Origin of the sequence: Enterococcus sp. DIV1758, assembly GCF_051711985.1 — a bacterium.
Taxonomy (GTDB): domain Bacteria; phylum Bacillota; class Bacilli; order Lactobacillales; family Enterococcaceae; genus Enterococcus; species Enterococcus faecalis.
This window is the reverse complement of the sequence record NZ_JBIOOA010000001.1, coordinates 1,043,634-1,068,577: the sequence shown is the minus strand read 5'-3', so window position 1 is coordinate 1,068,577 and position 24,944 is coordinate 1,043,634. Positions and strand designations below refer to the sequence as shown.

Annotated in this window: 21 protein-coding genes and 1 pseudogene; 4 read left to right on the top strand and 18 right to left on the bottom strand. The window is 35.4% G+C overall.

Annotation, left to right across the window (positions count from 1 at the left end; genetic code table 11):
• Window positions 1-7: 7 nt before the first annotated feature.
• The 4 genes from IGJ52_RS05370 to IGJ52_RS05355 form a co-directional block, all read right to left on the bottom strand.
• The gene (locus IGJ52_RS05370; RefSeq protein ID WP_002382190.1) at window positions 8-1,048 is read right to left on the bottom strand and encodes an ABC transporter ATP-binding protein; all 1,041 of its coding nucleotides are present in this window, start codon (window positions 1,046-1,048) and stop codon (window positions 8-10) included.
• A 38-nt stretch (window positions 1,049-1,086) separates the two neighbouring features.
• Window positions 1,087-1,866, bottom strand: a complete 780-nt coding sequence (locus IGJ52_RS05365) for an ABC transporter permease (RefSeq protein WP_002357916.1) — start codon at window positions 1,864-1,866, stop codon at window positions 1,087-1,089.
• Window positions 1,859-2,695 (bottom strand): ABC transporter permease, encoded by an 837-nt coding sequence (locus IGJ52_RS05360; RefSeq protein ID WP_002382189.1) that lies wholly within the window; start codon window positions 2,693-2,695, stop codon window positions 1,859-1,861. Before IGJ52_RS05360 ends, IGJ52_RS05365 begins: the two co-directional genes overlap by 8 nt.
• A 207-nt stretch (window positions 2,696-2,902) precedes the next feature.
• Complete coding sequence (locus tag IGJ52_RS05355) at window positions 2,903-3,283, bottom strand: hypothetical protein (RefSeq protein ID WP_002382188.1); 381 nt, start codon at window positions 3,281-3,283, stop codon at window positions 2,903-2,905.
• A gap of 230 nt (window positions 3,284-3,513) precedes the next feature.
• On the opposite strand from IGJ52_RS05355, the gene IGJ52_RS05350 reads away from it, so the two are divergent.
• Window positions 3,514-4,275: a WxL domain-containing protein gene (locus IGJ52_RS05350; RefSeq protein ID WP_025187497.1), complete on the top strand. Its 762-nt coding sequence runs from the start codon at window positions 3,514-3,516 to the stop codon at window positions 4,273-4,275.
• Between the two features lie 113 nt (window positions 4,276-4,388).
• On the opposite strand, the gene IGJ52_RS05345 is transcribed toward IGJ52_RS05350, so the two are convergent.
• From IGJ52_RS05345 to alsS, 3 genes are all read right to left on the bottom strand, one after another.
• The gene (locus tag IGJ52_RS05345; RefSeq protein WP_438791954.1) at window positions 4,389-5,471 is read right to left on the bottom strand and encodes a PA2928 family protein; all 1,083 of its coding nucleotides are present in this window, start codon (window positions 5,469-5,471) and stop codon (window positions 4,389-4,391) included.
• 157 nt (window positions 5,472-5,628) lie between these two features.
• Window positions 5,629-6,333, bottom strand: a complete 705-nt coding sequence (gene budA / locus IGJ52_RS05340; protein WP_438791953.1) for an acetolactate decarboxylase — start codon at window positions 6,331-6,333, stop codon at window positions 5,629-5,631.
• Between the two features lie 11 nt (window positions 6,334-6,344).
• Complete coding sequence (gene alsS, locus IGJ52_RS05335) at window positions 6,345-7,997, bottom strand: acetolactate synthase AlsS (RefSeq protein WP_002357923.1); 1,653 nt, start codon at window positions 7,995-7,997, stop codon at window positions 6,345-6,347.
• 277 nt (window positions 7,998-8,274) lie between these two features.
• Here alsS and IGJ52_RS05330 point away from each other — a divergent pair, with 277 nt between their 5' ends.
• Window positions 8,275-9,183, top strand: a complete 909-nt coding sequence (locus IGJ52_RS05330; protein ID WP_002396082.1) for an LCP family glycopolymer transferase — start codon at window positions 8,275-8,277, stop codon at window positions 9,181-9,183.
• A 72-nt stretch (window positions 9,184-9,255) separates the two neighbouring features.
• Here the strand turns inward: IGJ52_RS05330 and IGJ52_RS05325 are convergent, their stop codons facing one another.
• The 10 genes and pseudogenes from IGJ52_RS05325 to IGJ52_RS05280 form a co-directional block, all read right to left on the bottom strand.
• Window positions 9,256-9,957 (bottom strand): hypothetical protein, encoded by a 702-nt coding sequence (locus IGJ52_RS05325; RefSeq protein ID WP_016614178.1) that lies wholly within the window; start codon window positions 9,955-9,957, stop codon window positions 9,256-9,258.
• A gap of 3 nt (window positions 9,958-9,960) precedes the next feature.
• On the bottom strand, window positions 9,961-10,794 hold the full coding sequence (locus IGJ52_RS05320) for an ABC transporter ATP-binding protein (protein ID WP_010816444.1): 834 nt from the start codon (window positions 10,792-10,794) through the stop codon (window positions 9,961-9,963).
• A gap of 351 nt (window positions 10,795-11,145) precedes the next feature.
• Window positions 11,146-12,609: pseudogene (locus tag IGJ52_RS05315) on the bottom strand (helix-turn-helix domain-containing protein).
• 187 nt (window positions 12,610-12,796) lie between these two features.
• Window positions 12,797-14,908, bottom strand: a complete 2,112-nt coding sequence (locus IGJ52_RS05310) for a MucBP domain-containing protein (protein WP_438791952.1) — start codon at window positions 14,906-14,908, stop codon at window positions 12,797-12,799.
• Window positions 14,901-15,245 (bottom strand): LPXTG cell wall anchor domain-containing protein, encoded by a 345-nt coding sequence (locus IGJ52_RS05305; RefSeq protein ID WP_002366500.1) that lies wholly within the window; start codon window positions 15,243-15,245, stop codon window positions 14,901-14,903. Before IGJ52_RS05305 ends, IGJ52_RS05310 begins: the two co-directional genes overlap by 8 nt.
• Window positions 15,246-15,261: 16 nt before the next feature.
• Complete coding sequence (locus IGJ52_RS05300; RefSeq protein WP_002419171.1) at window positions 15,262-16,290, bottom strand: DUF916 and DUF3324 domain-containing protein; 1,029 nt, start codon at window positions 16,288-16,290, stop codon at window positions 15,262-15,264.
• Window positions 16,277-16,942 carry a WxL domain-containing protein gene (locus IGJ52_RS05295; RefSeq protein ID WP_002419172.1) on the bottom strand — a complete coding sequence of 222 codons (666 nt, stop codon included), beginning with the start codon at window positions 16,940-16,942 and terminating at the stop codon, window positions 16,277-16,279. The genes IGJ52_RS05300 and IGJ52_RS05295 overlap by 14 nt, the downstream gene beginning before the upstream one ends.
• 184 nt (window positions 16,943-17,126) lie before the next feature.
• Window positions 17,127-18,470 carry an NADH peroxidase gene (locus IGJ52_RS05290; protein ID WP_002357926.1) on the bottom strand — a complete coding sequence of 448 codons (1,344 nt, stop codon included), beginning with the start codon at window positions 18,468-18,470 and terminating at the stop codon, window positions 17,127-17,129.
• 184 nt (window positions 18,471-18,654) lie between these two features.
• Window positions 18,655-19,347 (bottom strand): response regulator, encoded by a 693-nt coding sequence (locus IGJ52_RS05285; RefSeq protein WP_113792476.1) that lies wholly within the window; start codon window positions 19,345-19,347, stop codon window positions 18,655-18,657.
• Entirely contained in the window at window positions 19,328-20,878 is a 1,551-nt protein-coding gene (locus IGJ52_RS05280) for a Spo0B domain-containing protein (protein WP_252654639.1), read from the bottom strand. Before IGJ52_RS05280 ends, IGJ52_RS05285 begins: the two co-directional genes overlap by 20 nt.
• Before the next feature lie 147 nt (window positions 20,879-21,025).
• Here IGJ52_RS05280 and IGJ52_RS05275 point away from each other — a divergent pair, with 147 nt between their 5' ends.
• Together IGJ52_RS05275 and IGJ52_RS05270 are read left to right on the top strand one after the other, a co-directional pair.
• Complete coding sequence (locus IGJ52_RS05275; protein ID WP_002419175.1) at window positions 21,026-22,351, top strand: 2-hydroxycarboxylate transporter family protein; 1,326 nt, start codon at window positions 21,026-21,028, stop codon at window positions 22,349-22,351.
• Between the two features lie 31 nt (window positions 22,352-22,382).
• Window positions 22,383-23,552 carry an NAD(P)-dependent malic enzyme gene (locus tag IGJ52_RS05270; protein ID WP_002382174.1) on the top strand — a complete coding sequence of 390 codons (1,170 nt, stop codon included), beginning with the start codon at window positions 22,383-22,385 and terminating at the stop codon, window positions 23,550-23,552.
• 73 nt (window positions 23,553-23,625) lie between these two features.
• Here the strand turns inward: IGJ52_RS05270 and IGJ52_RS05265 are convergent, their stop codons facing one another.
• On the bottom strand, window positions 23,626-24,474 hold the full coding sequence (locus IGJ52_RS05265; protein ID WP_002382173.1) for a helix-turn-helix domain-containing protein: 849 nt from the start codon (window positions 24,472-24,474) through the stop codon (window positions 23,626-23,628).
• Between the last annotated feature and the right edge of the window lie 470 nt (window positions 24,475-24,944).

Below are 24,944 nucleotides of genomic sequence, written 5' to 3'. Positions count from 1 at the left end.
ATGGTTTTTATTTTTCTAAAATAACTAATTTCTCAGCTGGAAAAGCCAAGTGAATGGTTTCGTTTGTTTCATATAACTGTTCACTTGTTCCATTAACCAGCAATGTACCTAACGCTGTTTCCACTTCATATTGATAGCTTTTCCCTAAAAATGTTCGGACAGCGACAGTACCTGCGACAGTATTAGTAGCAGCTTCTGAAACAATCTCGATGTCCTCTGGACGAATCGTTGCCACTGTCGTTGTAACATTTGGTTCAGGATTAGTCGTTTTCACTATTTGATCTGTTTGTGTCCGATAATGACCAGCTTCCATTTTTTCAACAGAGAAAAAGTTTTCAAAACCGATAAATTCTGCAACAAACTTAGTACGAGGCAAACGATAAATCGTTTCTGGTGAATCATATTGTTCAATCACGCCATTATTCATAATGGCCACTTTATCTGAAATAGAAAAGCACTCTTCTTGGTCATGTGTGACGAAAACAGTCGTAATGCCTAATTGTTGTTGAATCCGTTTGATTTCAATCCGCATTGCCACACGTAATTTTGCATCTAAATTACTCAACGGTTCATCTAGTAGTAATAGTTTAGGTTCGATAATCAGAGCCCGTGCTAGCGCAACCCGCTGTCTTTGACCACCAGATAATTGTTTTGGATAACGGTCTCCCAAGCTTTCTAAACCACATACTTTTAGCATTTCCGCGACTTTTTGGTCCATGGTTTGTTTGCTTTCTTTGCGTAATTTCAGCCCAAAAGCCACATTTTCTGCAATCGTTAAATGGGGAAATAACGCATAGCTTTGAAAAACCATCCCGAAGTTTCTTTTATGGACAGGAACCTTTGTTAGTTCTTCTTGGTCAACGAAAAACTGTCCGTCGTTTGGCTTAATTAATCCAGCAATCACTCTTAGCGTAGTCGTTTTACCACAACCACTCGGTCCTAATAAAGAAACTAACTCTCCTTTTTCCATTGAAATATTTAAATCTTTTAAAATATCTTGTTTTCCGTCATAGCTGACGCGAATATCTTTTAAATCTACAAAAGTCAAAATTTTCTCCTCTTTCTATCTCGTGCTTCTTCCATGTTTTAGGCAATGGAAGCCAGTCCCAACGTTTTTTCAATTAAAAACATTAAGCCCATTGTTAGTAGCATCAACAATACAGAAATTGCTGAAACAGTTGGATCATAATTGTATTCCATATAACTTAATAAAGAAGTAGGCAGCATCGTCACACCGGGACCTGATAAAAACATCGATACAGGAACATTGTTAAACGAATTGACAAATGCTAACATAAAGGCTGCAAAAATTCCCGAAGACACATTGGGTAAAACAATTTGAATGAAAGCTCGCAATCTTGTACAACCTAATGTCCAAGCTACTTCTTCCATTGAATAATCTAGTTGTTCCATACTTGACCCAACCACTCGAATAATATAAGGCAAACTAATTAAAAAATGCCCCATTAATAATCCTTGAAAGACAGGCAAACCTAATTTAATAACAATATATTGAAATAACGTATACCCGACCACAATTCCTGGAATCACAGTTGGGGATAAGAAAAAGCTTTTAATAAAGTTGCGCCCGCGAACGGAATAACGAGCCAGCGCATAGGAAGCCGGGATCCCTACTATTAATGCTAAAACAGTCGCTAATACCCCAATCAACAAGCTTAACTTAAAACTGTCCATAAACGTTTCCGATTGTAAGGCTTTGGCGTACCAATCTAAAGTAAATCCTTTAATCGGAAATTGAATCGCTGCGGCTGTTCCAAAAGAAGTCACCACAATCAAACATAATGGTAAAAATAAAAACAGAAAAACTAGAATTGCAATAACAGATAGTCCTTTTTGCTTACGCATGATTTGCTTCTCTCCGATCTACTTTCTTAGCGACCATGTCTAGGCCTTTCATCACAATTAATGTTGTTAAAATCATAATAAATGCAAGAACACTCGCCGATTGCCAATCACCTAAAGTATTAGCCTTTTGATATAAGAAGGTCGACATCATCATTTTTTGGTTACCACCTAACAGCTGTGGCGTCGTATAAGCCGTTAAAGTTCCTGTAAACACTAATATACTTCCTACGATGGTGCCTGGAATTGATAAAGGTAAAACAATTTTCCGAAAAGCCGTCATTGGATTGGCGCCTAGCGTCTCAGCCGCTTCTAGCATTTCTCCTTCAATGTTTTCCATAACCCCAACTAAGGTCATAATCATTGTCGGTAAAAATAAATACACTGAACCGATAATAATTGCAAATTCTGTATACAATAAATTCAGCGGTTGCTCAATTAAGCCTGTTTTTAATAACAACGTATTCACTACACCGTTTTTTCCTAAAATGTTAATCCAAGCAAAACTTCGAATAACTGAGTTGGTTAATAGTGGAAACAAGGTCATAGCCATTAAAAAGCCACGCCATTTTTTGGAAACTCCAGCAATAAAGTATGCCGTTGGAATGCCCAACACGATTGAAATCCCCGTCACAATTAACGAAACTCTTATCGTTCGCCAGAAAATTGAAACATTATAGTCATCTTTAAAAAAAGTAACATACTGATTTAGTGTCAAGCCATGATCAGTAAAAATGGTTGGCAAAATGCTAGTAATTAATGGAATCATTAAGAAAAATAATAATAGTACTAGTCCCGGTGCCACAATTAAATAAGGAACTTTCTTGTTCATTCGTACACTCCTCGTTCGTTTTTTCACTTCATCAGTATACGCAAGGAAAACGTATATTTCAACACATTTTCATCTTTTTGTTCGTTTTTAAACCCGAACGTTCGTATATTTTTTCGGAAAAGGTTATTAAAAAATAAAACACGAACATTAAACAAAAAAACACAAACAAAACTGTTTGTGTTTTTTGTCAACTTTTTTATTTATCACTTAATTTTCTTGGAACGTTTGATCCTTTTCCATCATTTTCACTATAATACCATCTTGATACACCTGATAATATCCGAACAATTCATTCTCTTTCGAGACACTATTCTTTTCAGATCTAATTTGAACAACATAACTTCCTTTATTTGACTGCTTAAACGTATAATGAAACGCCGAGTCATTCGTTGGTATCCCTAAACCATTTTGTAAAAATTCAATCGCTTCCTGTTTAGTATAAGATTCTGCTTCTAATTGCGTTCCTAAATGCGGATTTTTTTGATCGACAAATTGTCTTACTTTGTCATTATTAGCAGACTTTTCTATAACGACTTCCTGTTGTGAATCCCTACTTCCTGAACAGCCAGATAATACAAATAAAATCATCAACAACCCTAAACACTTACTCAAAGTTTTCTCCTCCTCTCCCTTTTCATTAGTGATACCTGATGATTTCTTTTATATTTTAGCATGCTTGATATAACGAATGGTGCTCAAAAAAGACAGAATCAACAAGTAAAAATTGTCGACTCACCTTTCTCAACTAATATTAAAAACTATTTGTCTCAATATTTTCGAATTCCCTGTAAATTACTGATAAATAAAAACAGCTCTTTTTGCGTATACTTATATTATCAGCACCTAAAGGAGGAACTTTCTTGAATAAAAAAAATCTACTCACTTATCAATCAATGACAGTCTTGTTTCTAGTATTCAGTCTCTTTACTTTTGACCCATCGGTTTCTTTTGCCACTCGTTCTGGAAAAACGCCTGTTTCAGTTGAGCTAGAACTTGGAGGGCTGCCTGGCGATGAATCGGTTGACGATACCGTTGATCCTGATTTAGAAAATCCTAACACTAGTTTTGACTTGCTCTTCATTCCGAAAGAATTTACTTTTGAAACCCAAGCGATTTCTGGTGATTTAACAGCAGTTCCTATACGACCTTCTGAAGGTAATACTCATACAATGAGACACTTCGGGATGGGGGATGTTCGCGGAGCCTTAACTGGTTGGCATGTCACTGCTGAAATCCCACACATGCGAAACGAAGCTCATTCTTTACTAGGCATCATTACGTTTCAATTAACAGGCGGCTATGCCCGCTATGACAAAACGTTAAGGCGTTTCTTTATGACAAATACAATGTATGGACTGGATTTTTCAGAAGATCCTGCTGCACCCGACTTCCCGACCAACCCAATTATTATCGGTAACGGTGCGACTTTAATGAGTAACGCTGGTGACAGAAAAGGACAAGGCATGTGGAGTGGCCGCATGACCGATATTTCTCTTGCAATTCAAACCCCTGTTTCACAATTATTTCCTGGCGCATATACAGGTTCGATTATCTGGAATTTAATCTCTGGACCTGCATAAAATAAAGAAACGCTTAGAAAACTAGCGAAATCACTACTCTTCTAAGCGTTTCTTTATATCATAAGGACTATTTGCTCCTTCTATTCGTCTAAACATACTTTCCCGCTTTTCGTTTAACGAATCACTTGGCCCCAGCGGTAATCAAACTGATACTCTTGGTTGCCATTATTCAAATTAATTTTGTATAAATAACGCGGGACTTTAATGAACAACGCATCCTCTACTTGAAAAGCTTCAATAGGTACATTTTCTTTAGTTAAAAGCAACGGTGTTTGCCACTCGTATGTTTTTTTCTGCCAATTGTATAAGCCAACTATCGCTTGAATACTTTGTCTTTTCTTGTATGACAGAACATAATAATTTGCTTCATCTTTCTTGCCTAGTAAAACTGGTGCTATTAGTTGCTCTTCTAGTTTTCCTTGCACTGTTGTTCGCTCTTCCGATGACAGCTCTTGACCAATTTGACTCTCATTTGAATCTACCGTCCATTTAGGCGCTTCTTGTGTTTGAAAGACTTCTTTGAAAGTTGGGTCTTGTTTTAACTGCCAATTTTTCAAATCTAATTGATAATATCGATTGTTTAATCCATAAATATAGAGATAGCGATTATCCATAAAACGATAATCAACGAAATCAGAGCTTAAATAGTCTTTTAATTCAGGGAATTTCTTCACTAAATACGCTTCGGAAAACTGTTTTTTCCCTGTTTTTGTATCGAGTAAGTAAATGGCCTCGTTATCAGCATTATTCAAAACCACATATTGATCCGTTTGACCAATTAAATAATCACGCCAGCCTAAACGTTTACTCCACATTCGTTCGCCCGTCTGACTATTAACAGAAATCACTTGGAACAATGAGTTACTGGTGCTAATGCCATTCGTTCGTCCATTTGGGATAATCATTCGCTCAATTGAAGTTAAGCCTTTCGTTTTTTCAGAATAAAACGTCGCACTTTTCTCTTCAATCGTTACTGAACGAAACATTCCGAAAAAGATTAAACCAGCAAAATGTACCACTGCAAGATAAACCAACAAAATTAACGCATAGGGAACCAGTCTCCTTGTACTCCGCCTTCTTATTAAGGAAATAACCAAAATACCACTAATTACTATAAAAATAATTGCTACAATGATGACAAAAATATCATGATAGAGCCAACCAGATAATTGCCAACTTCTATAAAGTTTGTCCATTACGCCATCCTTTCCAATTGTTATTTGCTTATTATAAAAAGGATACTATTTTTTTTTGAAAAATAACAACAAAAAGCGACGAACAGCAATAAGCCCATTCAAGTTGACTAACTAGGTCAACTTGAATGGGCGTGGAGAAATGTGCCTTGTTATTCAGTTATTCCGCTTCTTCAATTGCAGACAAAGCTTTTGCAATATCAATTTCTTTATTCCGATAATCAGCATCATGAACTGGAAAATGCTGCCGCAATTCTGCTGCTTCCATCCAAGAAACAGTCCCTTGTTTAATGCCAAAATCAAGAATGTGCCCACCAAATTGGTGATCCTCACTGATAAAGTGCAAATGAAATCCTGCAGCAGAAGCACCATGAAATAATTTAGGTGTAAAGAACCCTACAACTGTTCCCTGAATATTCTCCGCTGTAAATTCAGGTTGATTGCGTGCTGCTTCTACAAATGGTGGATATGGTTTTTCTTGTTTAGGTGCCACACGGACATGCATCTTCGCAAAAAGACCGCTAATTTTAATTGCCGCAAAAAAATTAGGACTAATTTTTTCTAAAATTTGTGCTTTAATATTTTCATCGGTTTCCGTTGATACAGGGAATGCGCCATCTTCTTGAAAACGAGTAACTGCGGCATATGGCGTTAATTCTTCGCCTTCTAAAATAGTAATTTCGCCAGTTTGATTCGCATGATACAATATACCGTCCAATAAAATAATTTCGCCATTTGAGCCTTCTAATGTCCCAATTCCAAAATCACCTTGCGTGAGTAACGTACCAATTTCTGCCGTTCCTGCCATCAAACTTTCCATTAAACCGCCTAGCGTACCATGTTGATAAACATATTGTTCTCTCATTTTTCCATCTCCTAATAAAGTTGATCTGGTAACAATGTTTTACCTAATTCTTGATTATCTGAATAATCCACAGGAACATCAATAATCACTGGGCCTTCTGTTTGCATTCCTTCTTCTAAAGCTGCGGCAAATTCTGCTTGTGAATGAACTCGAACCCCTTTGGCTCCAAAAGCTTCAGCATACTTCACAAAATCAACTGGACCAAAATCTACGCCAGAGGATCGATTATATTTCATTTCTTCTTGGAATTTAACCATATCATAACTACCATCATTCCAAATAATATGCACGATATTTTGCTTTAAACGAACCGCTGTTTCTAATTCTTGCGCCGAAAATAGGAAACCGCCGTCCCCAGAAACAGAGATAATTTGTGTATTCGGACGAACCAGCGCAGCCGAGATTGCCCAAGGCAAAGCGACACCTAATGTTTGCATACCGTTACTAAATAATAAATGACGCGGTTCATAACTTCTAAAGTGGCGAGCCATCCAAATGTAGTGACTCCCTACGTCAACAGTAACTGTCATTTCATTCGTGGTTTTTTCTTGAAGCGTTTGAACAATTTCTAATGGATGTAATCGATTTTCAATTGTACTTGTTTTTACTTCTTTAATCGTTAATTTTTCTTGAAGCGTTTCTAAATAATCTTGCGCATCTTCTGTTAATATTGGTTCACTAAATGCTTCTGATAATTTCAAAATATTTTTAGACATATCACCAATTAGCTCTTCTTCCGGTTGCATATATTGATCAATTTCCATTTGAACTTCATCAATAACAATAACGCGCGCATCTTTTTCTGCGTTCCAATTACGTGCTTCATATTCAATGGGGTCATAACCAATCGCAATCACTAAATCACTTCTTTTTAACAAACGGTCCCCAGGTTGGTTTCGAAATAAACCAACACGCCCAAAGAAATGTTCTTCTAATTCTTTTGAAATAATTCCTGCTCCTTGGAACGTTTCCACGACTGGCAAACCAGTTATAGCAACCAATTCACGAATGGCTGCGGTAACTTTTCGTGCAGAGGCCCGCATTCCTAAAAGTAAAACAGGTAATTTCGCTTGCTTGATTCGTTCAGCTAAAGCTGCGATTGTTTCTGCTGATGCATGGCCCAGTTTCGGCGCCGACAAAGGCTTAATTGCTTCGCCTGTCACCGGACTATCTGTGACATCTTGTGGGATCGATAAGAATGTTGCGCCTTTTTTCGCTGTTTTGGCGATACGGTAAGCATTGGCAATATTTTCAGATAATGTTTCTGGATCTTGAATTTCTGTACTGAATTTTGTTATTGGACTAAATAATGCAGCATTATTCATGCTTTGGTGAGTTAATTTTGACAAATCGGACCGTTTCACCTGTCCAGCCAATGCTAAAACAGGGTCCCCTTCTGCAGTCGCAGTTACTAACCCAGTTGCTAAATTGCTGGCACCAGGTCCACTAGTTGCAATAACTAAGCCAGGCTCTCCCGTCAAACGACCAATCCCTTGTGCCATAAAGGCAGCGTTTTGTTCATGTCGAGCTAAAATTAATTCTGGACCTTTGTCAACTAATGCATCAAAAACCCCATCAATTTTTGCACCGGGAATCCCAAAAATATAGGGCACTTCGTGATTGATTAAACTTTCTACTATGATATCTGATCCTTTTTTACTCACTGTTATACCTCCAATTAAAATCTGTACTAATTACAAATACAAAAATACCACTAAAATTCTAATTAATCAACAATGAAACACCTTGAAAACGTGTAATATACTAATTCGCATATTTTAATAGAATTGAGATATTTCAAAAGATTAAGCAAAAATAATGCAAAATACCTTAAAGTTTTATAGTCTTTCAACAATTATTATATACTTCTTCACTAAAAATTAGTAAGATTAACCTATAAGAAAAAAATCACAACCTGTGATAAATTATTGGAGGAAAAATATGTCAAAAGGGAAGAAAATTTTTGCCATTATCTTTGGAATTATCTTGGTTCTATTTCTTGCAGTTGTTGGAATGGGAGCAAAACTTTATTGGGATGTTTCTAAATCAATGGATAAAACCTATGAAACAGTAGAACGATCTAAAAAAAGTCAGGTCAATTTAAACAATAAGGAGCCTTTTTCTGTTTTATTATTAGGGATTGATACAGGCGATGATGGGCGTGTCGAGCAAGGTCGTTCGGATACAACAATTGTTGCAACAGTTAATCCTCGTGACAAGCAAACAACCTTAGTCAGTCTTGCTCGCGATACCTATGTTGATATTCCAGGTCAAGGAAAACAAGATAAATTGAATCACGCCTATGCTTTTGGTGGCGCATCTTTAGCAATGGACACAGTTGAAAACTATTTAAATATACCTATTAATCATTATGTTTCAATTAATATGGCTGGTTTAAAAGAATTAGTCAACGCGGTTGGCGGAATCGAAGTGAACAATAATCTGACTTTTTCTCAAGACGGATATGATTTTACGATTGGTAAAATTTCATTAGATGGTGAACAAGCACTCTCCTATTCAAGAATGCGTTACGAAGATCCTAATGGTGACTACGGCCGCCAAGAACGTCAAAGAAAAGTGATTGAAGGCATCGTCCAAAAAGTCTTAAGTCTTAACAGCGTAAGCAACTATCAAGAAATTTTAACAGCTGTTTCTGATAATATGAAGACAGATTTAAGTTTTGATGACATGAAAAAAATTGCCTTAGATTATCGCAGTGCCTTTGGTAAAGTGAAACAAGACCAACTTCAAGGTACTGGTTTTATGCAAGATGGTGTTTCCTACCAACGTGTGGATGAACAAGAATTAACTCGTGTCCAACAAGAGTTGAAAAATCAATTGAATAACTAAGTAAAAGCATGTATCAGACAATAAAATACGTCTGATACATGCTTTTAAAATCTTAAATCGAACTATCCTTACTCAAAAATCAATTCGTAGTATTTTCCAATGATTTATTCCGTATAACACTAGTATGCTTACTAAACAATAAAATAATTCATTCATCGTTCCTGAACCCATTCCTAAAAATGTTAAAATGTAAAAAGGAGACTGCAAAAGAATGCCCAATCCGATGGTTGATGCTCCAATATTTATTAAAATAGGAACAATCATCACAAAAACTAAATTAAAGATCGTTAAAGTCACTCCCTGTATATGAAAGAATAAATACATTGTTATACCTAAAACTAAGTAGAATAACGGCAACAATATATAAGAAGCTAATAGGACAGTCAACACTTTCCATGAAACAGCTACTGAAAGAACCATGCTTAAAAGAGCACAAACACCGATTAATAAAAATCCTGCTGACAAGCCCAAACATAGTCCACAAATCAATAGCGAGAACAAATAAAGATGCCGACCTTGCCTCGTTTTAAAATAATAATCACTAATTCGTGAGCCTTGATCGTCAACAACAAAGGACACTACTAAAATCGGTAATAGCAAGCTGTTAATAAAATTCATCGCACTGATATAATCATTTACATCAAACATATTGCCAAAAAAATAATTTAAAAATGGTGGAACTAACCCTAAAATGGCAAACATAATGAGGTAGTTTCCAGAAAACCAAAAAATTCTGCGCTGAATATCTTGTTTTAACACAGCTTTTACTTTCATCTCTTACTCCCCTTCTACTAATGAAAAATAAACATCTTCTAAATTTAGTGCATGTTTTTTCATTTCTAATGGAATGATGTCGTTTAAAACCAACTCTTTCAAGAACAACGGATAATCTGCTTCCGAAATTAACCAAAGAGGATGTCTTTGTTCTACGCCATCAAAAAGAGCACTAATTTCACTCACTTTGTCTTCGTTTTCTTCATCAAAGGTAAATTGATAGACTGATACTTCTTTTCCTAAAGTGACTGTTTGAATAATTGCTCCATTTTTAATAAAATACGCTCGATCGCACAACTTATCTAGATCCCCTAAAATATGACTGGAAATGACAATCCCTATATGTAACTCTTTTGCTAAGTGCTTTAGTGTCTGAATGGTCGCTTGTACGCCATCTGGATCTAAACCGTTCATTGGTTCATCTAAAATAAGCAGCTCATTTTTGTTAATTAAAGCTAACGCCATTCCTAAGCGCTGCTTCATACCTAAAGAAAAATCTTTGACTTTCTTTTTCCCGTAATTTTTCATATCAAATAGTGATTCTACATAATCAACTGAATAACTCTCTTTTGAAAGAGCACGAAAATAATTAAGATTTTCTCTTGCTGTTCTATTTGGAAAATATTTAGGTCCATCAATTAAAACACCAATCCGTTCTTGTCCAACGACTTTACCTTGAAAATTAACCATTAACCCACCCATGATTTTCATTGTAGTCGTTTTACCTGCACCATTTGGACCAATTAAACCGACAATTTCACCTGGTTCTACAGTAATTGAAATATTTGTTAGAATTTCTTTTTTATTAATGTTTTTTGAAATATTTTCTAATTGCATTAGCAACACTCCTTAACTACAATTTTTTTCAGCCTTTAGTTCGTAATAGCAAAACAAGCCAATCCCTATTAATTTAACACTAATTACTACCATGCCAAATGCAACCATTACTACCCGCTCCTTTCTATACTTTCAATTACTAGCATAGCAAGAAAAATAATCATTTTTTAGTGTAAAAAAATCCGCTATTTGGAAAAAAAATAAAAGAAACAGCGCCGGCAATTATCCTTCAGCGCTGTTTCTAAACTGACTAAAATTTTCTGTTAGCCAATGTTGCTTTTGTAAGTAAACAAAATTAATAGTAGTCGATATGTTATTAATTTAAAATGTAAAGCTCGCAAAAAAGTAGCTTTATTTATCATTGCAGTGGGTTATTTTATAAAGAATTTTCTCTAAATTCCGCCAGTTGCGTTCTGTTGGTATATTTTTCATCAGTAGTAAAGTCGTTCCTTTTGTATCAAAATAATAGTTAGAAATCACTAAATCGACTTCAGATGCATCTACTTCATAATCATAAAAAGCCAAGGGATAAGCTTTACCAAAATAATTTTTTATTTTATTCATCAACCATAATCGATGAGTATGATGTAAATCGTCTGCAATTAAAATCTTAATGGGCGTCAATTTCTTTAACAATAAATCATAATAATCTAAAACATAGTAATAGTTTAAGAAAAGTTGTTCCCAATTTTTTAAAATTTCTTTGACCTCTTTTGTTGCCTGCTCTTGCAAATCTCGATGAAAGTTCTCCATCAGTTGGGCTATTTCCGTATTTTGTCTTTTAATTTCATTAATATAAGACTGATTGAAAAATAAATCAGTATTACCGAAAAAGAATTGACTTCGCTCGTGGAATGCCACAAAGTTAAAAATTAATTCAGAATCTGACAAATCCAATTGAAATTGATAGTCTTTTTGCGTGAGGTTATTTAATAGCAATACAGCTTGGTAAGACGTAGTATGATGCAATTTATGTGCTAATGTATGACTAACTTCATAGCGAGGATTACCATCAATCACTCCAAACGAGTAGATAATTCGATATATAAAATAGATCTCTTCTTCAGGCAGCGATAAGTTACACTTCTTCAGCCACATTTTTACTAAAGGAAAAGCTTTATCAGAATCAGCTACCTGTTTAATTTCATCTAAAAGTTCCACTCTTTTTTGTGGTGCACGTTCTAATACAATTGCTAGCCAATAAGAAAAAATTCGTTTCGGCAAACGTAACAATTCAATATCGTATACCTCTTCAAATTGTTCAATATATTGTTCAATCAACTTTTCAGAAATCGTAAATGGCCAGTCACCTGTACGTGAAGATTGCCAATAAAAATAATAATAAAAAGAACGACTCATGCTTTCTTGATTCTCTAGTTCTAAAGAGAACGTATGAAAGGTCATTTGATATCTTTTAAAATATTTTACTAATAATTTGGCATACCGAAAAACAGTCGAAACACTTGTAAATTGCGCATCTGCATAGTCTTATAAATTTCTGTCTGGGTATTTGTACATATAATCAATCAAATTGAAATTATAAGATTGACGATAGTAATGCAAGTAAACATTATAGATAGGAAAATTAGCATCTTTATACATATAAAATCGTTGATTATTTTCATTTTTCAGTACAATTTTCCCATTAAATTATTTAAAAATGTCTGATAATTCTTCTACATACAATAGAATAGATTTTGAAGAAACATTCAGTAAGTCTTTTAAATCTGCAATGGTTCGCCACTTGTTTTTTTCTAAGAGATAGTTAAATAGACGAATTTTCTTTTGAGAAGATTTCGTTAAAAATGTATGCACTTTATCAACCTCCTGTATTTCTAAATTTTTATAAATAACTTAGTCATATTAATTATACGACTTTCTTTTTGCAAGAGGTAAATTTTTGCCCCCAAAAAAACAGGTGCTAAAGAAGTTCCTTAGCACCTGTGCTTGATTTCAATTGATTCAATTATTAAGTTATGTTTAATGGAAATTTTATCTAGGTTTAAATAGGGGCATCTTCTAAGTTCCAAACTAATTGACCTTGATAGCTACCCGCGACATCGCTTGGAACTAAAGTTAATTCAAATGTATTTGCTAAATTCAACATTTGACTTCCACTGCCACTAGCAATAGTTTGTTCGACGTCATTAATCGGTGTCCGTTTGCCCTCTTTAATAAAGCTTAAACCTTTTGACAATGTTTGATTATTTTGATTTTTCATCATTTGTTGCATTTTAACTTTGACTTTCCATTGACTTTTATCTAACTGGCTTTCATCAGTGATAGCCAGTTCTGCTTCTTGTGGCAACTTGACATAGCTATCTTTTACAGGGATTTCTTGTTGTCCAAAAGAAAGAACGTCAGGTAATTTTAATTGCGGCCCCTTTTCCAGACTGACTATCTTTTTTTCATTATTTGAAACTTGTCCAGTTTCATTCATTGCGTAAAATTCAACTTCTTGGTCAAGCCAATTATCTGGTATCTTCATTTTCACTTGATCGTCAACAGTCTCTGGTGCTGTTGGATACTCTTTTACTAATTGTTCCTCTCCACCGAAACGTGCCATTACGCGAATCGTTTTTCCTGCTTCGTGTTTTAAAGAATACGCCACCTCAGCTTCTTTAGTAAAGCGAGAAACCGGTATTGCCTCTCCTGAATTTTTCAATTGAAATTCCAAATTTTTACGATACCGATGAACGATTGTTTGTTCTTCTTGTTTAAACGTTCCTTGATCTTGTTCCACTGGATTTTTAACTGGATAATATCCAGGGATTTCAGGATACTCAGATGATACATCAAATGCTTGTGTTAAAATACCTGGCTGACTCATTGGCTCTTTCAATGGTTGATTATTTTCGTCGACAAAAAGAAGATTCACTTTGCTGTTATAATTCACTTTCAACATGCCTTCGGTCGCTTGATTAAACACTTTATCTCTATTGGTGGCCTTTGTTTGGATTGTATAAGGTAATGTCAGATTTCCTTCTGTATCAATGAAACGATTATCTACTGCTGGGGCAACTTCACGCCATTTCACGGCGACTGTATAAAGTAAAGTCGTGGCAGTTAACCGGCTATCTTGTGGTTGTAAGGCAGTCAATACTAATTCTTCGCCTTGCATCTCTTGTGAGAACAAAGCCGTTACATCTTCACCATTAAAGTTTTGAATGTTGATATTACCTGGCTCGTATTGCTGTAATTGCAAGAGATTTGTTAAGTTAAAACGTACTTCTAAATTACTTAATTTACGATCCTCTTCAACATTCGGCATGATTTGTTGGGCCTTTAATTCACTAACAGGTTGCGGCTTCTCTAACGTTAAAGAATTTGCTAAGGCCCCGCCAAACTCAGGTTTTGCCACAAAGTCTGTACGATAAGGAATTTCTAATGGCTGATTGTTATTCCAATTTCGATAAATAAAGGTTAATTTTTCTTTTGGTCGAGTTAAAATTTGTAGCTGTTGCTTTTGACTATTGATGGCATCGGTTTCCGTTTCGTTATGATAAGTTACCCAATAACCACCACTTTCATCATTCCATGTTCTAGAAAAAATATTGGTTGGATTAGATGAATAGAGTGATTGAAGAGGAAATTGTACGCCAAAATAGTATTTTTTACTCAAGTCATAAGTATTTACTGCTGTTGTTACTTGTATCGGTTGATTTTCTTCGTCAAAAAATTCATATGTCACTTTCACATCTCCAAGGAGAGATAGTGTTAAGAAACGTTCTTTTTCAAAAAAGATTGTTCCCCCCGCTCGATTTGACAAATTTTTCAACAGTGAAACTTTAATGCTGACCTTTTTCCCTTGATACCATCCCACATTACGAATCATGGCACTCCCTGCAGGAGAATTTTCATCAACTGTTAATTGACTACTGTTCACATTGCCTTCAAGTGGAATGACTTCTGTTTCTGCCCCAGATTGCATGACAAAAGTATGGGAAGCTGGCGTATAGACACCTGGCAAGGCCTTAAAGTAACCATAATCAGACAATTTTGTGTGATTTGAAATTTTCTTGACTAACTCAGTTGCTTCACCAATTTGCGGTCCTAAAGCAAACCCAATCAACGTGATTATAAAAACGAATGAGGTTTTAGCAATCTTATTCATCTGCTTTCCATCCTTTCTTTCGTCTTCGAGCCACTACAAACAGGATGATGCTTATAAGAAGTAAACCGATAGTTAGTAATTCCAATTGCTGTTTTTCTCCCGTATTGGGTAAAAGTTGATTGATTAATCCTTTATCAGAGTTAATCGTTTCTCGATTGGGTTGTTTGGCTTCATTAACTGGGGTTATTTTTTCAAAAGGCACTACCTGATCCTTATAATTTTTCTGATAAAAAGTAATACCTACTTCTGAATCTACTTGCTGCGCATGTACACTATTAGCACTTGCTAAAAAAAAGAGTGCTAGCATGAACACAAGATACCCACTTCTTTTTTTCATTTTAAAGCCTCCCTATTTATGATTTATTTTGGCGTAGTTTTAAAATATAAATAAATAACGCCAAAATAATTAAGATACAGCTTCCTATCACAAGATACAGAAGAATATTCGAAGCAGGTCGGGTGACTTTGACTGCCTCCTCATTCAATTTTTCATCTTCACCTTTAATTTCAAACGCTTTTTTCAATGTCCACTTTTTACTGTTTTGATCTTCCAACTGAATCGTCAACTCATATAAACCTTTTTTTAAGGCTTCATCATTCCAACTAATTGGAAGTTCAAATTGACTACGTGGTGCCACAGAAATTTGTTTTGATAACTCACGAATTTTCTCGCTTTTTCCTTTTTTAGTAACAAAGGCGTTCATTTTCAATTGGCTCATTAAAACTGGTTCTAGATTTTCAATTGTCGCGAACAATGTTAAATAACCATTTTCTAAACCTGGTTTCACCTTTGTTAACTGAAATGCTGGTTCCATTTTTTTATTTTCAACAACAAGTTTTGCTCCGATTGTGTAAGCAAATTTATTCGTTAAACTAAATCCTTTTATTTCCTTCTCTTTTCCATCTGTTAATTCATAACAATAAAATCCACCTAAAATCGTTCCTTCAAAACCATTTTTAGGGACATTTAATTGAAATGAAACTTCTTTTGTTTCTTTTCCTTGTAATTCGACTGTTTGTGACGGCGAAATCAATTCTTCAAATGTAGGACTACCTAATAATTTTTTTCCATGTTGCGAATAGTCTAAAGCGCCATTTTTATTGGTCAGCCCATTATTTGCATCGACACGCACTTTAATCGGTTGATCACTTACATTTTTCAAGCGTAATTTAAACTCTTGTGTGCTTCCAGGGGAGACTTTCAAATCGTAATAACTGACGGAAGATTGCTGGTTTTCTGGTAAAATAGCTTCTGCTTCAAAATTAATCTGATTTTCCTCAGCAGAAGCCGGTGCAGACCACAAAACCAACCAGCTAACTAAACTAAGAAAAAAGATGGGAATAAAAGTTCCCCATCTTTTTAAAGTCTTACGCTGGCGCATCAGATAAACCCCATGTAATCGTTGCTGTGTAGGCTTGTGCTTCAACACCTGCACGTGGTACAAAAAGTTTTACATTTTCATTTTTACCTTTTTCCCCTTGGAATAAGGCAGCCCAGGCGCCTGCACCTTTGCCTTTTTCAGCTGACATTACTGGTTGTAGTGAATCATTTAGTGTTAAACTATTTGATGCAATTGTTGGTGCTTCTGATTGGTTACTTTCTGTAGTTACTTGACCATTTGCCAAGGTTAATTGTGCACCTTTTAAGACGTTTTGATTTGTTACACCTTTAAATTCTGATATGGATGCGGATAGTGCCCAGCCTTCTGCACCTCCACGAGTATCATTAACTTGGACAAATGGTTTTTCATTTTGTGCAAAGTAAGTGGCATCCCCTTGTTGGATTTCTTGTTCACCAAAGCTAATACTTGAAGCGTATGGGATTGATAACGCGCCTTCTGCGCCCGTAGCTGGATTTTCATCTGTATCGCCTGTTGGATCAACGACAGGTTTGACATCTTTCCCAGAACCTGCTTTTAAAGTTACATCAGCTTGCGTGTCTTGTAAGTTTGCTTCATTTGCATAAACTGCTTGTCCCGCAATACTTATTGCTAGTGCACTTAATGCAACACTTGCTATAATTTGTTTTTTCATTCTAAAATTCCTCCTAAAATTTCTTGGTCACTTGCGACCTGCTTTTATTTTTACATCATTTTGAAATTTTAGTAAGAGTAAAAAAATTCTTTGTTTTAGAAAAAAAGTAAAAGTGCGTTGTTATTTTTTTGAAAATATACAAAAAGAACGATACTATTTTCAGCATCGTTCTTGTCTGGTTTTATTAACGTTCTTGTTTTACCGCTTCTAAAGCCGCTGTATTAATAATATTCCAAGGTTTGTCAAACGCTGGTTGGAAGAAGAAATCCGCATAGGCTAAGTCTTCAATCGTCATTTTGGCTTGAATCGCTAATGAAATAGCATTAATGTTTGCAGTTAAATCTGCTTTTGACATTAATTGAGCGCCTAAAATTTGTGTTGTTTCAGGATCATACACTAATTTAAACCAAGCTTTTTGTTTGTCTGGATTAAAGTCCATCAAGTAGTCTTCTACTACTGTCACCGCTTTTGTTTCTTTTCCTAATTTTTGAGCCATGACTTCGTTAATCCCTGTTGAAGCAAATTTATAATCAAAGACGGCCAAGCCAGAAGATCCTTGAACACCAGGGAAAGGTTTAACTGGTTCCTCTAGGTTTTTCACAGCAAAGCGACCTTGTTTACGAGCATTCGTTGCTAAGGCAATATTTACTTCTGTGTCTGCAGGATTGTATTTAATTAACGTAGCATCCCCTACTGCAAATACATCTGGCTCACTTGTCCGCATGTATTCATCCGTCTTGATTAGGCCATTCGGATGTAATTCTAAGGTACCTTTTAACCAAGCAGTGTTTGGACGGACGCCAACCGCTACAACGACCAAATCAGCATCGTACGCATTTTTATCTGTAACGACTTTTTGCACACGACCGTCGCCTTCGTAACGTTCAACTGTTTCACCAGTTGCAATGGTAATATTATTAGCTTCCATCTCTTCTGTTAAAACATCTGTAAATTCTTTATCTAGATATACCCCTAATGGACGATCTAAAATGTCAATAACAGTAACCTTTTTACCGGCTTTTGCAAATGCTTCGGCAGCTTCAATCCCAATATAACCACTACCAATCACAACCACATTATTGACTTCTGGATCTACTGTTTTTTGTTTTAATTTAATGGCCCATTGACGACCACGCATCAAGTAAATATTATCCAAATCTTTACCTGGAATATCTAATTCAAATGGGACAGCTCCGGGACTGATGATTAATTTATCATAATTTTCAACACGTTCTTCACCTGACACTAAATCTTTCACTGTCACTTGATGTTCTTTTGGTTGAATCGCTGTAATTTCAGTATTAGAAAAGACATTCACACCACGACTCTCCATTTTTTCGCCAGTCATATAGCGAACAGAATTAACATCTTTCACTTTTCCTTCTAGGTACAACTGCATGCCACAAGACAAGAATGAGATAAAATCACCTTTCTCATACCATTGAATTTCTGCATCAGGATGAAGATTTAGTAATTCCTCTACCGCTTCATAACCTCCATGTGATGATCCTAAAACAATAACTTTCATCGCTCGTTCCTCCCATATAATATTATTTCTTACATAATAAAGAATATCATATATTCTCAAAAAATAACAAGTAATATCCTCTTTTCCATTCTCAATTAAGTTCTTTAAATGAGAATAAAAAGGAGTATCCGCTGTATTTCGCCTCTTTTCAATTACTTTTTTATTTACTAAAAAATAAAAAATACTAAATTCTCCGATACGATTGATAGGGACGCCCCACTTTTAAATAGCTATTTTTACTTTCTAAAAGGTTATTTTTTTCTAGAAACAACACATATTTGCGAACAGAAACATGTGAAAGCTGACTCGCTTCTGATAATTCTTGAATCGTAAAATAGTCGGTAAATTCGTCTATTTTTTTTAACAATAGTTGTAATGTTGCTTGTGTTAGTCCTTTTTCTAAGGATAGGTTTTGAAGATCTTGTTCATTTTTACGTGCGTTTGTCTGTGAAGAATGAAACAATTGGTCCACTTTTGTTTGCGAAAGCTCCTCCGTTTCCAGCGTGAATTGAGCAGCTTTTTTCTGATAGTTTTCGATACTTTGTTGAAATCGTTCAAAAGAGAAGGGTTTAACTAAATAGTCTAAAACGCCTAAATGTAAGCTTCGTTTAACATTTTCCAACTCGTTGGCAGCCGTAATCAGGATAACTTCTGTGTCAATTTTTTCATCTCTAATTGTTGCCAGATAGGTCAAGCCATTGCCATCTTTTAAATGAACATCTAATAAAACAAGTGCTGGTTGTTTTTCTTTCGTTAGTTGTAGACCTTCAGCAATTGTTGCAACCGTAAAAATAGTAGGTTGGTGAATAAATTTTTCAAGATATTTTTGATGTATATATGCAACCATAGGATCGTCTTCAATAATCAATAGGTTCATTTTCCTCTGCTCCTTCGTAATGAACATTTATGCGAATGACAAGCCAATTGTTTTGTTGGTTTTCCCAAGTCAATGTCGCTTCCGCATTCTCTAATAATCTTGCCAAATAAGAAGTGAAAAACTCTTGTTCAAAGCGTTCCAGTTGTTCTTTTGGATAAGCAAACGAATAAGTCGTCGTCAAACTTCCTGGCTGATAATCAATGGTTTCAATGATCTCTTCTGGTAACGGTTGTTCCATCAGGAAACGATGAATATAACGGTAGATAGCAATCAAATTTTGTGTATCTTCATCTCGTTTATTTGGTGGAATTTCTGGATAAATTTCAATAGCTAATTGTGTTTTAATTTCTGCAAACTTGATTCTTTCCCCACTTAAAAAACCTGCTAAAATAGGATTCCTGACCAAAATAGCTAAGCGCTGTGCAAATTCCTTTTCTGGTTTCAATAAATCGGCCAGATAATGTTTTAGCGCCTCATAATCTTCTAAATCGACTAAGCCATAAATAACATGCATCTTATTCATAAATTCATGTGATTGACTTTGTAATGCCGAAGCATATGTCGTTGTGCTGACAAGCTGTTCTGCGACAATAAACGTTTCCGTCGCATTTTTCAGAAAGATAACATGCCCAATTGTTTTTTTACGGACATTAATCGGGGCGATTGAGACGAAATAATCCTGGCCATTTTGACGATAGAATTGCTCTGTTTTTGAATGTACGACTAATTTTTCAGGAGATAAAACCAATGCTGAAAGTTTCTTTCCTAGTAAATTTTCTTCACTATTTGTTATATTATGATACATTTTAGTCGCCTCAATATTTGCTAATAAAATATTTTGATCGGTATCAATCACAAGGATTGCGTCTTTCGTTTCCTCAAGCATGGCGTTTCGCTCTTCTAATAGACGAGCAATTTCTCTTGGCTCTAAATCGTGAAGTTGTTTTTTTAAATAATAAGAAACCACGATGGCTAATATAAAGCCAAAACCAACACTTAAAAGGACACTCACTGTGTAATCATTTTTTGTTCGTTCAATCAATTGTGAAAGCGAGGTCATTTTAATGCCCATTGCCACAACCCCAATTTGTTTTCCTTGATCATAGACTGGGACAAAACCTCGTAATGATTCTCCTAAACTCCCTTGACTAACAGACAAATGTTCCTCCCCTTTTAATGCTCGCACTTCATCGCCACCTTCAAAATGCTTACCTATTTTTTGGCGATCAGGATGTGTTAAACGAATCCCCTGCATATTCATAATCACGATAAAATCCAACTGATGGATTTCACCTAAACGAACCGTATACGCTTCCAATTCATCTGAATAGTGATCATTCTTTAAGGCTTCAATAACATTCGGTTCAATAGCCAACTGTTCCCCGACGGCTAAAAGTGCTTGCTCTTGGTTTTTACGAACTTCTTTAATTGTTTGGACCGTCGTTACTCCGTAAAAGAAAGTAATCATAATAATTAATGTTGCAATAAAAATCACTGATAAGAAGCACCATAATTTCCCGCCACGCTTCATTCCATCCCTCTTTTCTCTTCAAATAAAGTATAGCATAGGAAGATTTGGTTAAAAAACTTTTCTTTAGTTAAATTAATTAAATAATCTACTCTACAGAAAACGTTTACATTATGATGAATATAGATTAAAGTTATAGGAGGAAATAGCATGGAAAAGAAATTGCACGCAACAGCTGCTAACGAAACAGATTGGCGCAACAAATTAACCAAAACGAGGATTGGTTCGGTTACGTTACCTGTTTATCTTGTAACAGCTAGCATTATTCTTGTTACGGCTCTATTAGAACAACTACCAGTCAATATGTTAGGTGGTTTTGCCATAATTTTAACAATGGGTTGGTTACTTGGAACAATTGGTGGAAATATTCCTATTTTGAAACATTTTGGCGGTCCCGCAATTTTATCTTTATTAGTACCATCTATTATGGTCTTTTTCAATTTACTCAACCAAAATGTCTTAGACTCAACAGATATTTTAATGAAACAAGCAAACTTTCTCTATTTCTATATTGCATGTTTGGTCTGTGGAAGTATCCTTGGAATGAACCGCAAAATTTTAGTCCAAGGTTTAATGCGCATGATTGTCCCGATGGCATTAGGAATGATTTTAGCAATGGGTGTTGGGACCCTTGTTGGAACGCTGTTAGGTCTCGGTTGGAAACATAGCCTTTTCTATATCGTCACTCCTGTTTTAGCTGGTGGAATTGGTGAAGGCATTCTTCCTTTATCCCTTGGTTATAGTGCCATTACTGGATTGCCAAGTGAACAATTAGTGGGGCAATTAATTCCCGCAACCATTATTGGTAATTTTTTTGCTATTATGTGTTCTGGTTTACTTAGTCGTTTAGGAGAAAAACGCCCTGAACTTTCTGGACAAGGTCAGTTGATTAAAATTACCAATTCAGATGATTTAAGTGATGCTTTAGAAGAAGACAAAGCACCAATTGATGTAAAATTAATGGGCGCTGGTGTTTTAATTGCGTGTACCTTATTTATTACAGGCGGTTTATTGCAACACTTAACAGGCTTTCCTGGTCCTGTTTTGATGATTGTTGTCGCAGCCTTTTTAAAATACTTAAATGTAGTACCGAAAGAAACCCAACGCGGATCAAAACAGCTTTATAAATTTATCTCTGGCAATTTTACGTTCCCGTTAATGGTCGGCTTAGGTATGTTATATATTCCTTTAAAAGATGTCGTAGGAATGCTTAGCTGGCAATATTTTGTTGTGGTAATTAGTGTCGTTTTCACTGTTATTGCTACAGGATTTTTCGTTTCACGCTTCATGAATATGAATCCCGTCGAGGCTGCCATTGTCTCCGCTTGTCAGAGTGGTATGGGTGGGACTGGCGATGTGGCTATTTTAAGTACAGCCAATCGAATGAACTTAATGCCGTTTGCACAAGTTGCGACACGTTTAGGCGGTGCCATTACAGTAATAACAATGACTGCTATTTTTAGAATGCTTTTTTAACCATAAGTGAATTATTTAGGAGGAAAATGATATGTCAACAAAAGATGTAAAAGAATTAGCGATTGAGCAAGCAAAAAAATTTGGGGGAAAATTAGAAGTCTGTCCTAAAGTTCCGATTGAAACAAAAGCAGATTTAGGAATTGCCTACACACCAGGTGTTGCAGCTGTTTCTTCTGCCATACATGAAAAAAAAGAACGCGCCTACGAATTAACAACAAAGAAAAACACCGTCGCCGTTATCAGTGATGGTTCAGCAGTTTTAGGTTTAGGTAACATTGGTCCTGAAGCAGCGATGCCTGTCATGGAAGGAAAAGCTGCATTGTTTAAACGCTTTGCTGGTGTGGATTCGATTCCCCTTGTTTTAGATACACAAGATACTGAAGAAATCATCCAAACAGTGAAATTTTTGGCTCCAACCTTTGGGGGGATTAACTTGGAAGATATCAGCGCTCCTCGTTGTTTTGAAATTGAACAGCGTTTAATCGATGAACTAGATATTCCCGTTTTCCATGATGATCAACACGGGACAGCGATTGTTGTTTTAGCGGCTTTGTACAACAGCTTAAAATTAATCAACAAGAAAATAGAGGACATTCATGTGGTAATCAACGGCGGTGGCTCCGCTGGTCTTTCAATTACAAGAAAATTTTTAGCTGCTGGCGTAAAACATATTATCATTGTTGACCGTACAGGGATTCTGAGCGAAACAGATACAGCTCTGCCACCACACCATGCAGAAATTGCGAAGCTAACCAATCGGGAACATCGTACTGGTGATTTAGCTACTGCTCTTGAAGGCGCTGATGTCTTTGTTGGTGTTTCAGCACCAGGTGTTTTAAAACCCCAGTGGATTCAACAGATGAATGAGCAGCCAGTTATTTTTGCAATGGCTAACCCAGTTCCTGAAATTTTTCCTGATGAAGCTTTAGCGGCAGGCGCTTATATTGTCGGAACTGGTCGTAGTGACTTTCCGAATCAAATTAATAATGTGTTGGCCTTCCCTGGTATCTTCCGCGGTGCCTTAGATGCTCGGGCGAAAAAGATTACGATTGAAATGCAAATTGCCGCTGCCAAAGGTATTGCAAAATTGATTCCCGATAATGAACTCACGCCGACCAATATTATTCCCGATCCATTCCAAGAAGGAGTCGCAAAAGTCGTCGCCGAAAGCGTCCGTAACGCTGTCAAAGAAACAAATTAAAAAGAGAAAAAAGGAACAACCTAACTCCTCTGAAGTTAAGTTGTTCCTTTTTAAAATCTGAAACGCTAATCTATTATTTAAAACTGATATTAAACTCTTGCATATCTTTTTCAATATAAGCAAGTAATTTTTTATTTTCAAAGAAACGTGTAAAGTAGTACGCAATACGATAATCTTCAACAGCATCTAGTCCTAGCATTTGTTTATTAAACGCTTTTTCGTATAATAAGCAATCTAAAGAGTAAATAGAACTGTGCGTCCGATTAATTTCGATTCCTTTATCACTTAATTCAATACTCTTTGCATAGTCTTTAATTAATGAATAGAATTTTGCGGTATTATAATAAATACGGCATTGCTCTAATGGATAATCTAATTTGAATTCGCTTAGCAATTGTAAAGATTTATCGTAATAAACTTTTGCTTTTTCAATATCATCTTCTAATTCATATAAAATACCAATCGCATTCATGCTCAAAATATTATAAATATTAATATCACGACTAATTTCAGAACCACGATGTAAATAGAACAATGCTTCGCTATTATTTTTCTTACCTAATAAACTCGTAATTCCTTTATAATAGAAAAATTTTGTTTCTAAAATTCTGTTTGAACTTTCGATATCATCTGGATAGTCTTTCAACAAATCATAGGCTTCATCGTGCTTAAAGTAAAAGCATAATTCTTCTACTTTATTTAATAAGCTTTCGAGTTTTTTCTCACTAGAACCTTCGATACATTCTTCCACTTGTAAGTCTAAACGTAGACATACAGATGAGAAAATGTCTAAACTGTCACACACATTTTTGTTTTCAATGTTACTAATTGTTGCTTGTGTACAAATTCCTTTTGCCAATTCAGCTTGCGATAATTTTTTCTTTTTACGCGCTGTTTTGATTTTTTCTCCCGCTACTCTCACAGTCAAAACTCCAATCTTTCTATTTTTTTGTATTAAACATACCATCATTTTACAGAAAATGTTATAATGAAGCTATCATAATAAAGGAGGTGAAATATATGTTTGATTTACTTGCTTTATTAACTGGAATTTCAGTTCGTGGCAATGCACCACACCAATAATTACGTGTTTGTTTAACTGAATTTCTGACGGCTCTACCTATGCCAGTAGGTGGAGCCATTTTTTTATTTAATATTATAAAATTAACAGTATTTCTGAAACCTCACACTTAGTATAACACAAATTATAAATTATGCTAGATAGTTACCAAATTAACGTCATTACAAGGATGTTACGTTTTTACAACATCTTGTAAAACTAGATGTTACTGTCCTTCTTTATCCACCACACTCAATGATAGCGATAGTATCTTATGATAGAAACAACATGTACATTATAACAATTATTATTAAGAAAGCTACTTCTCAATA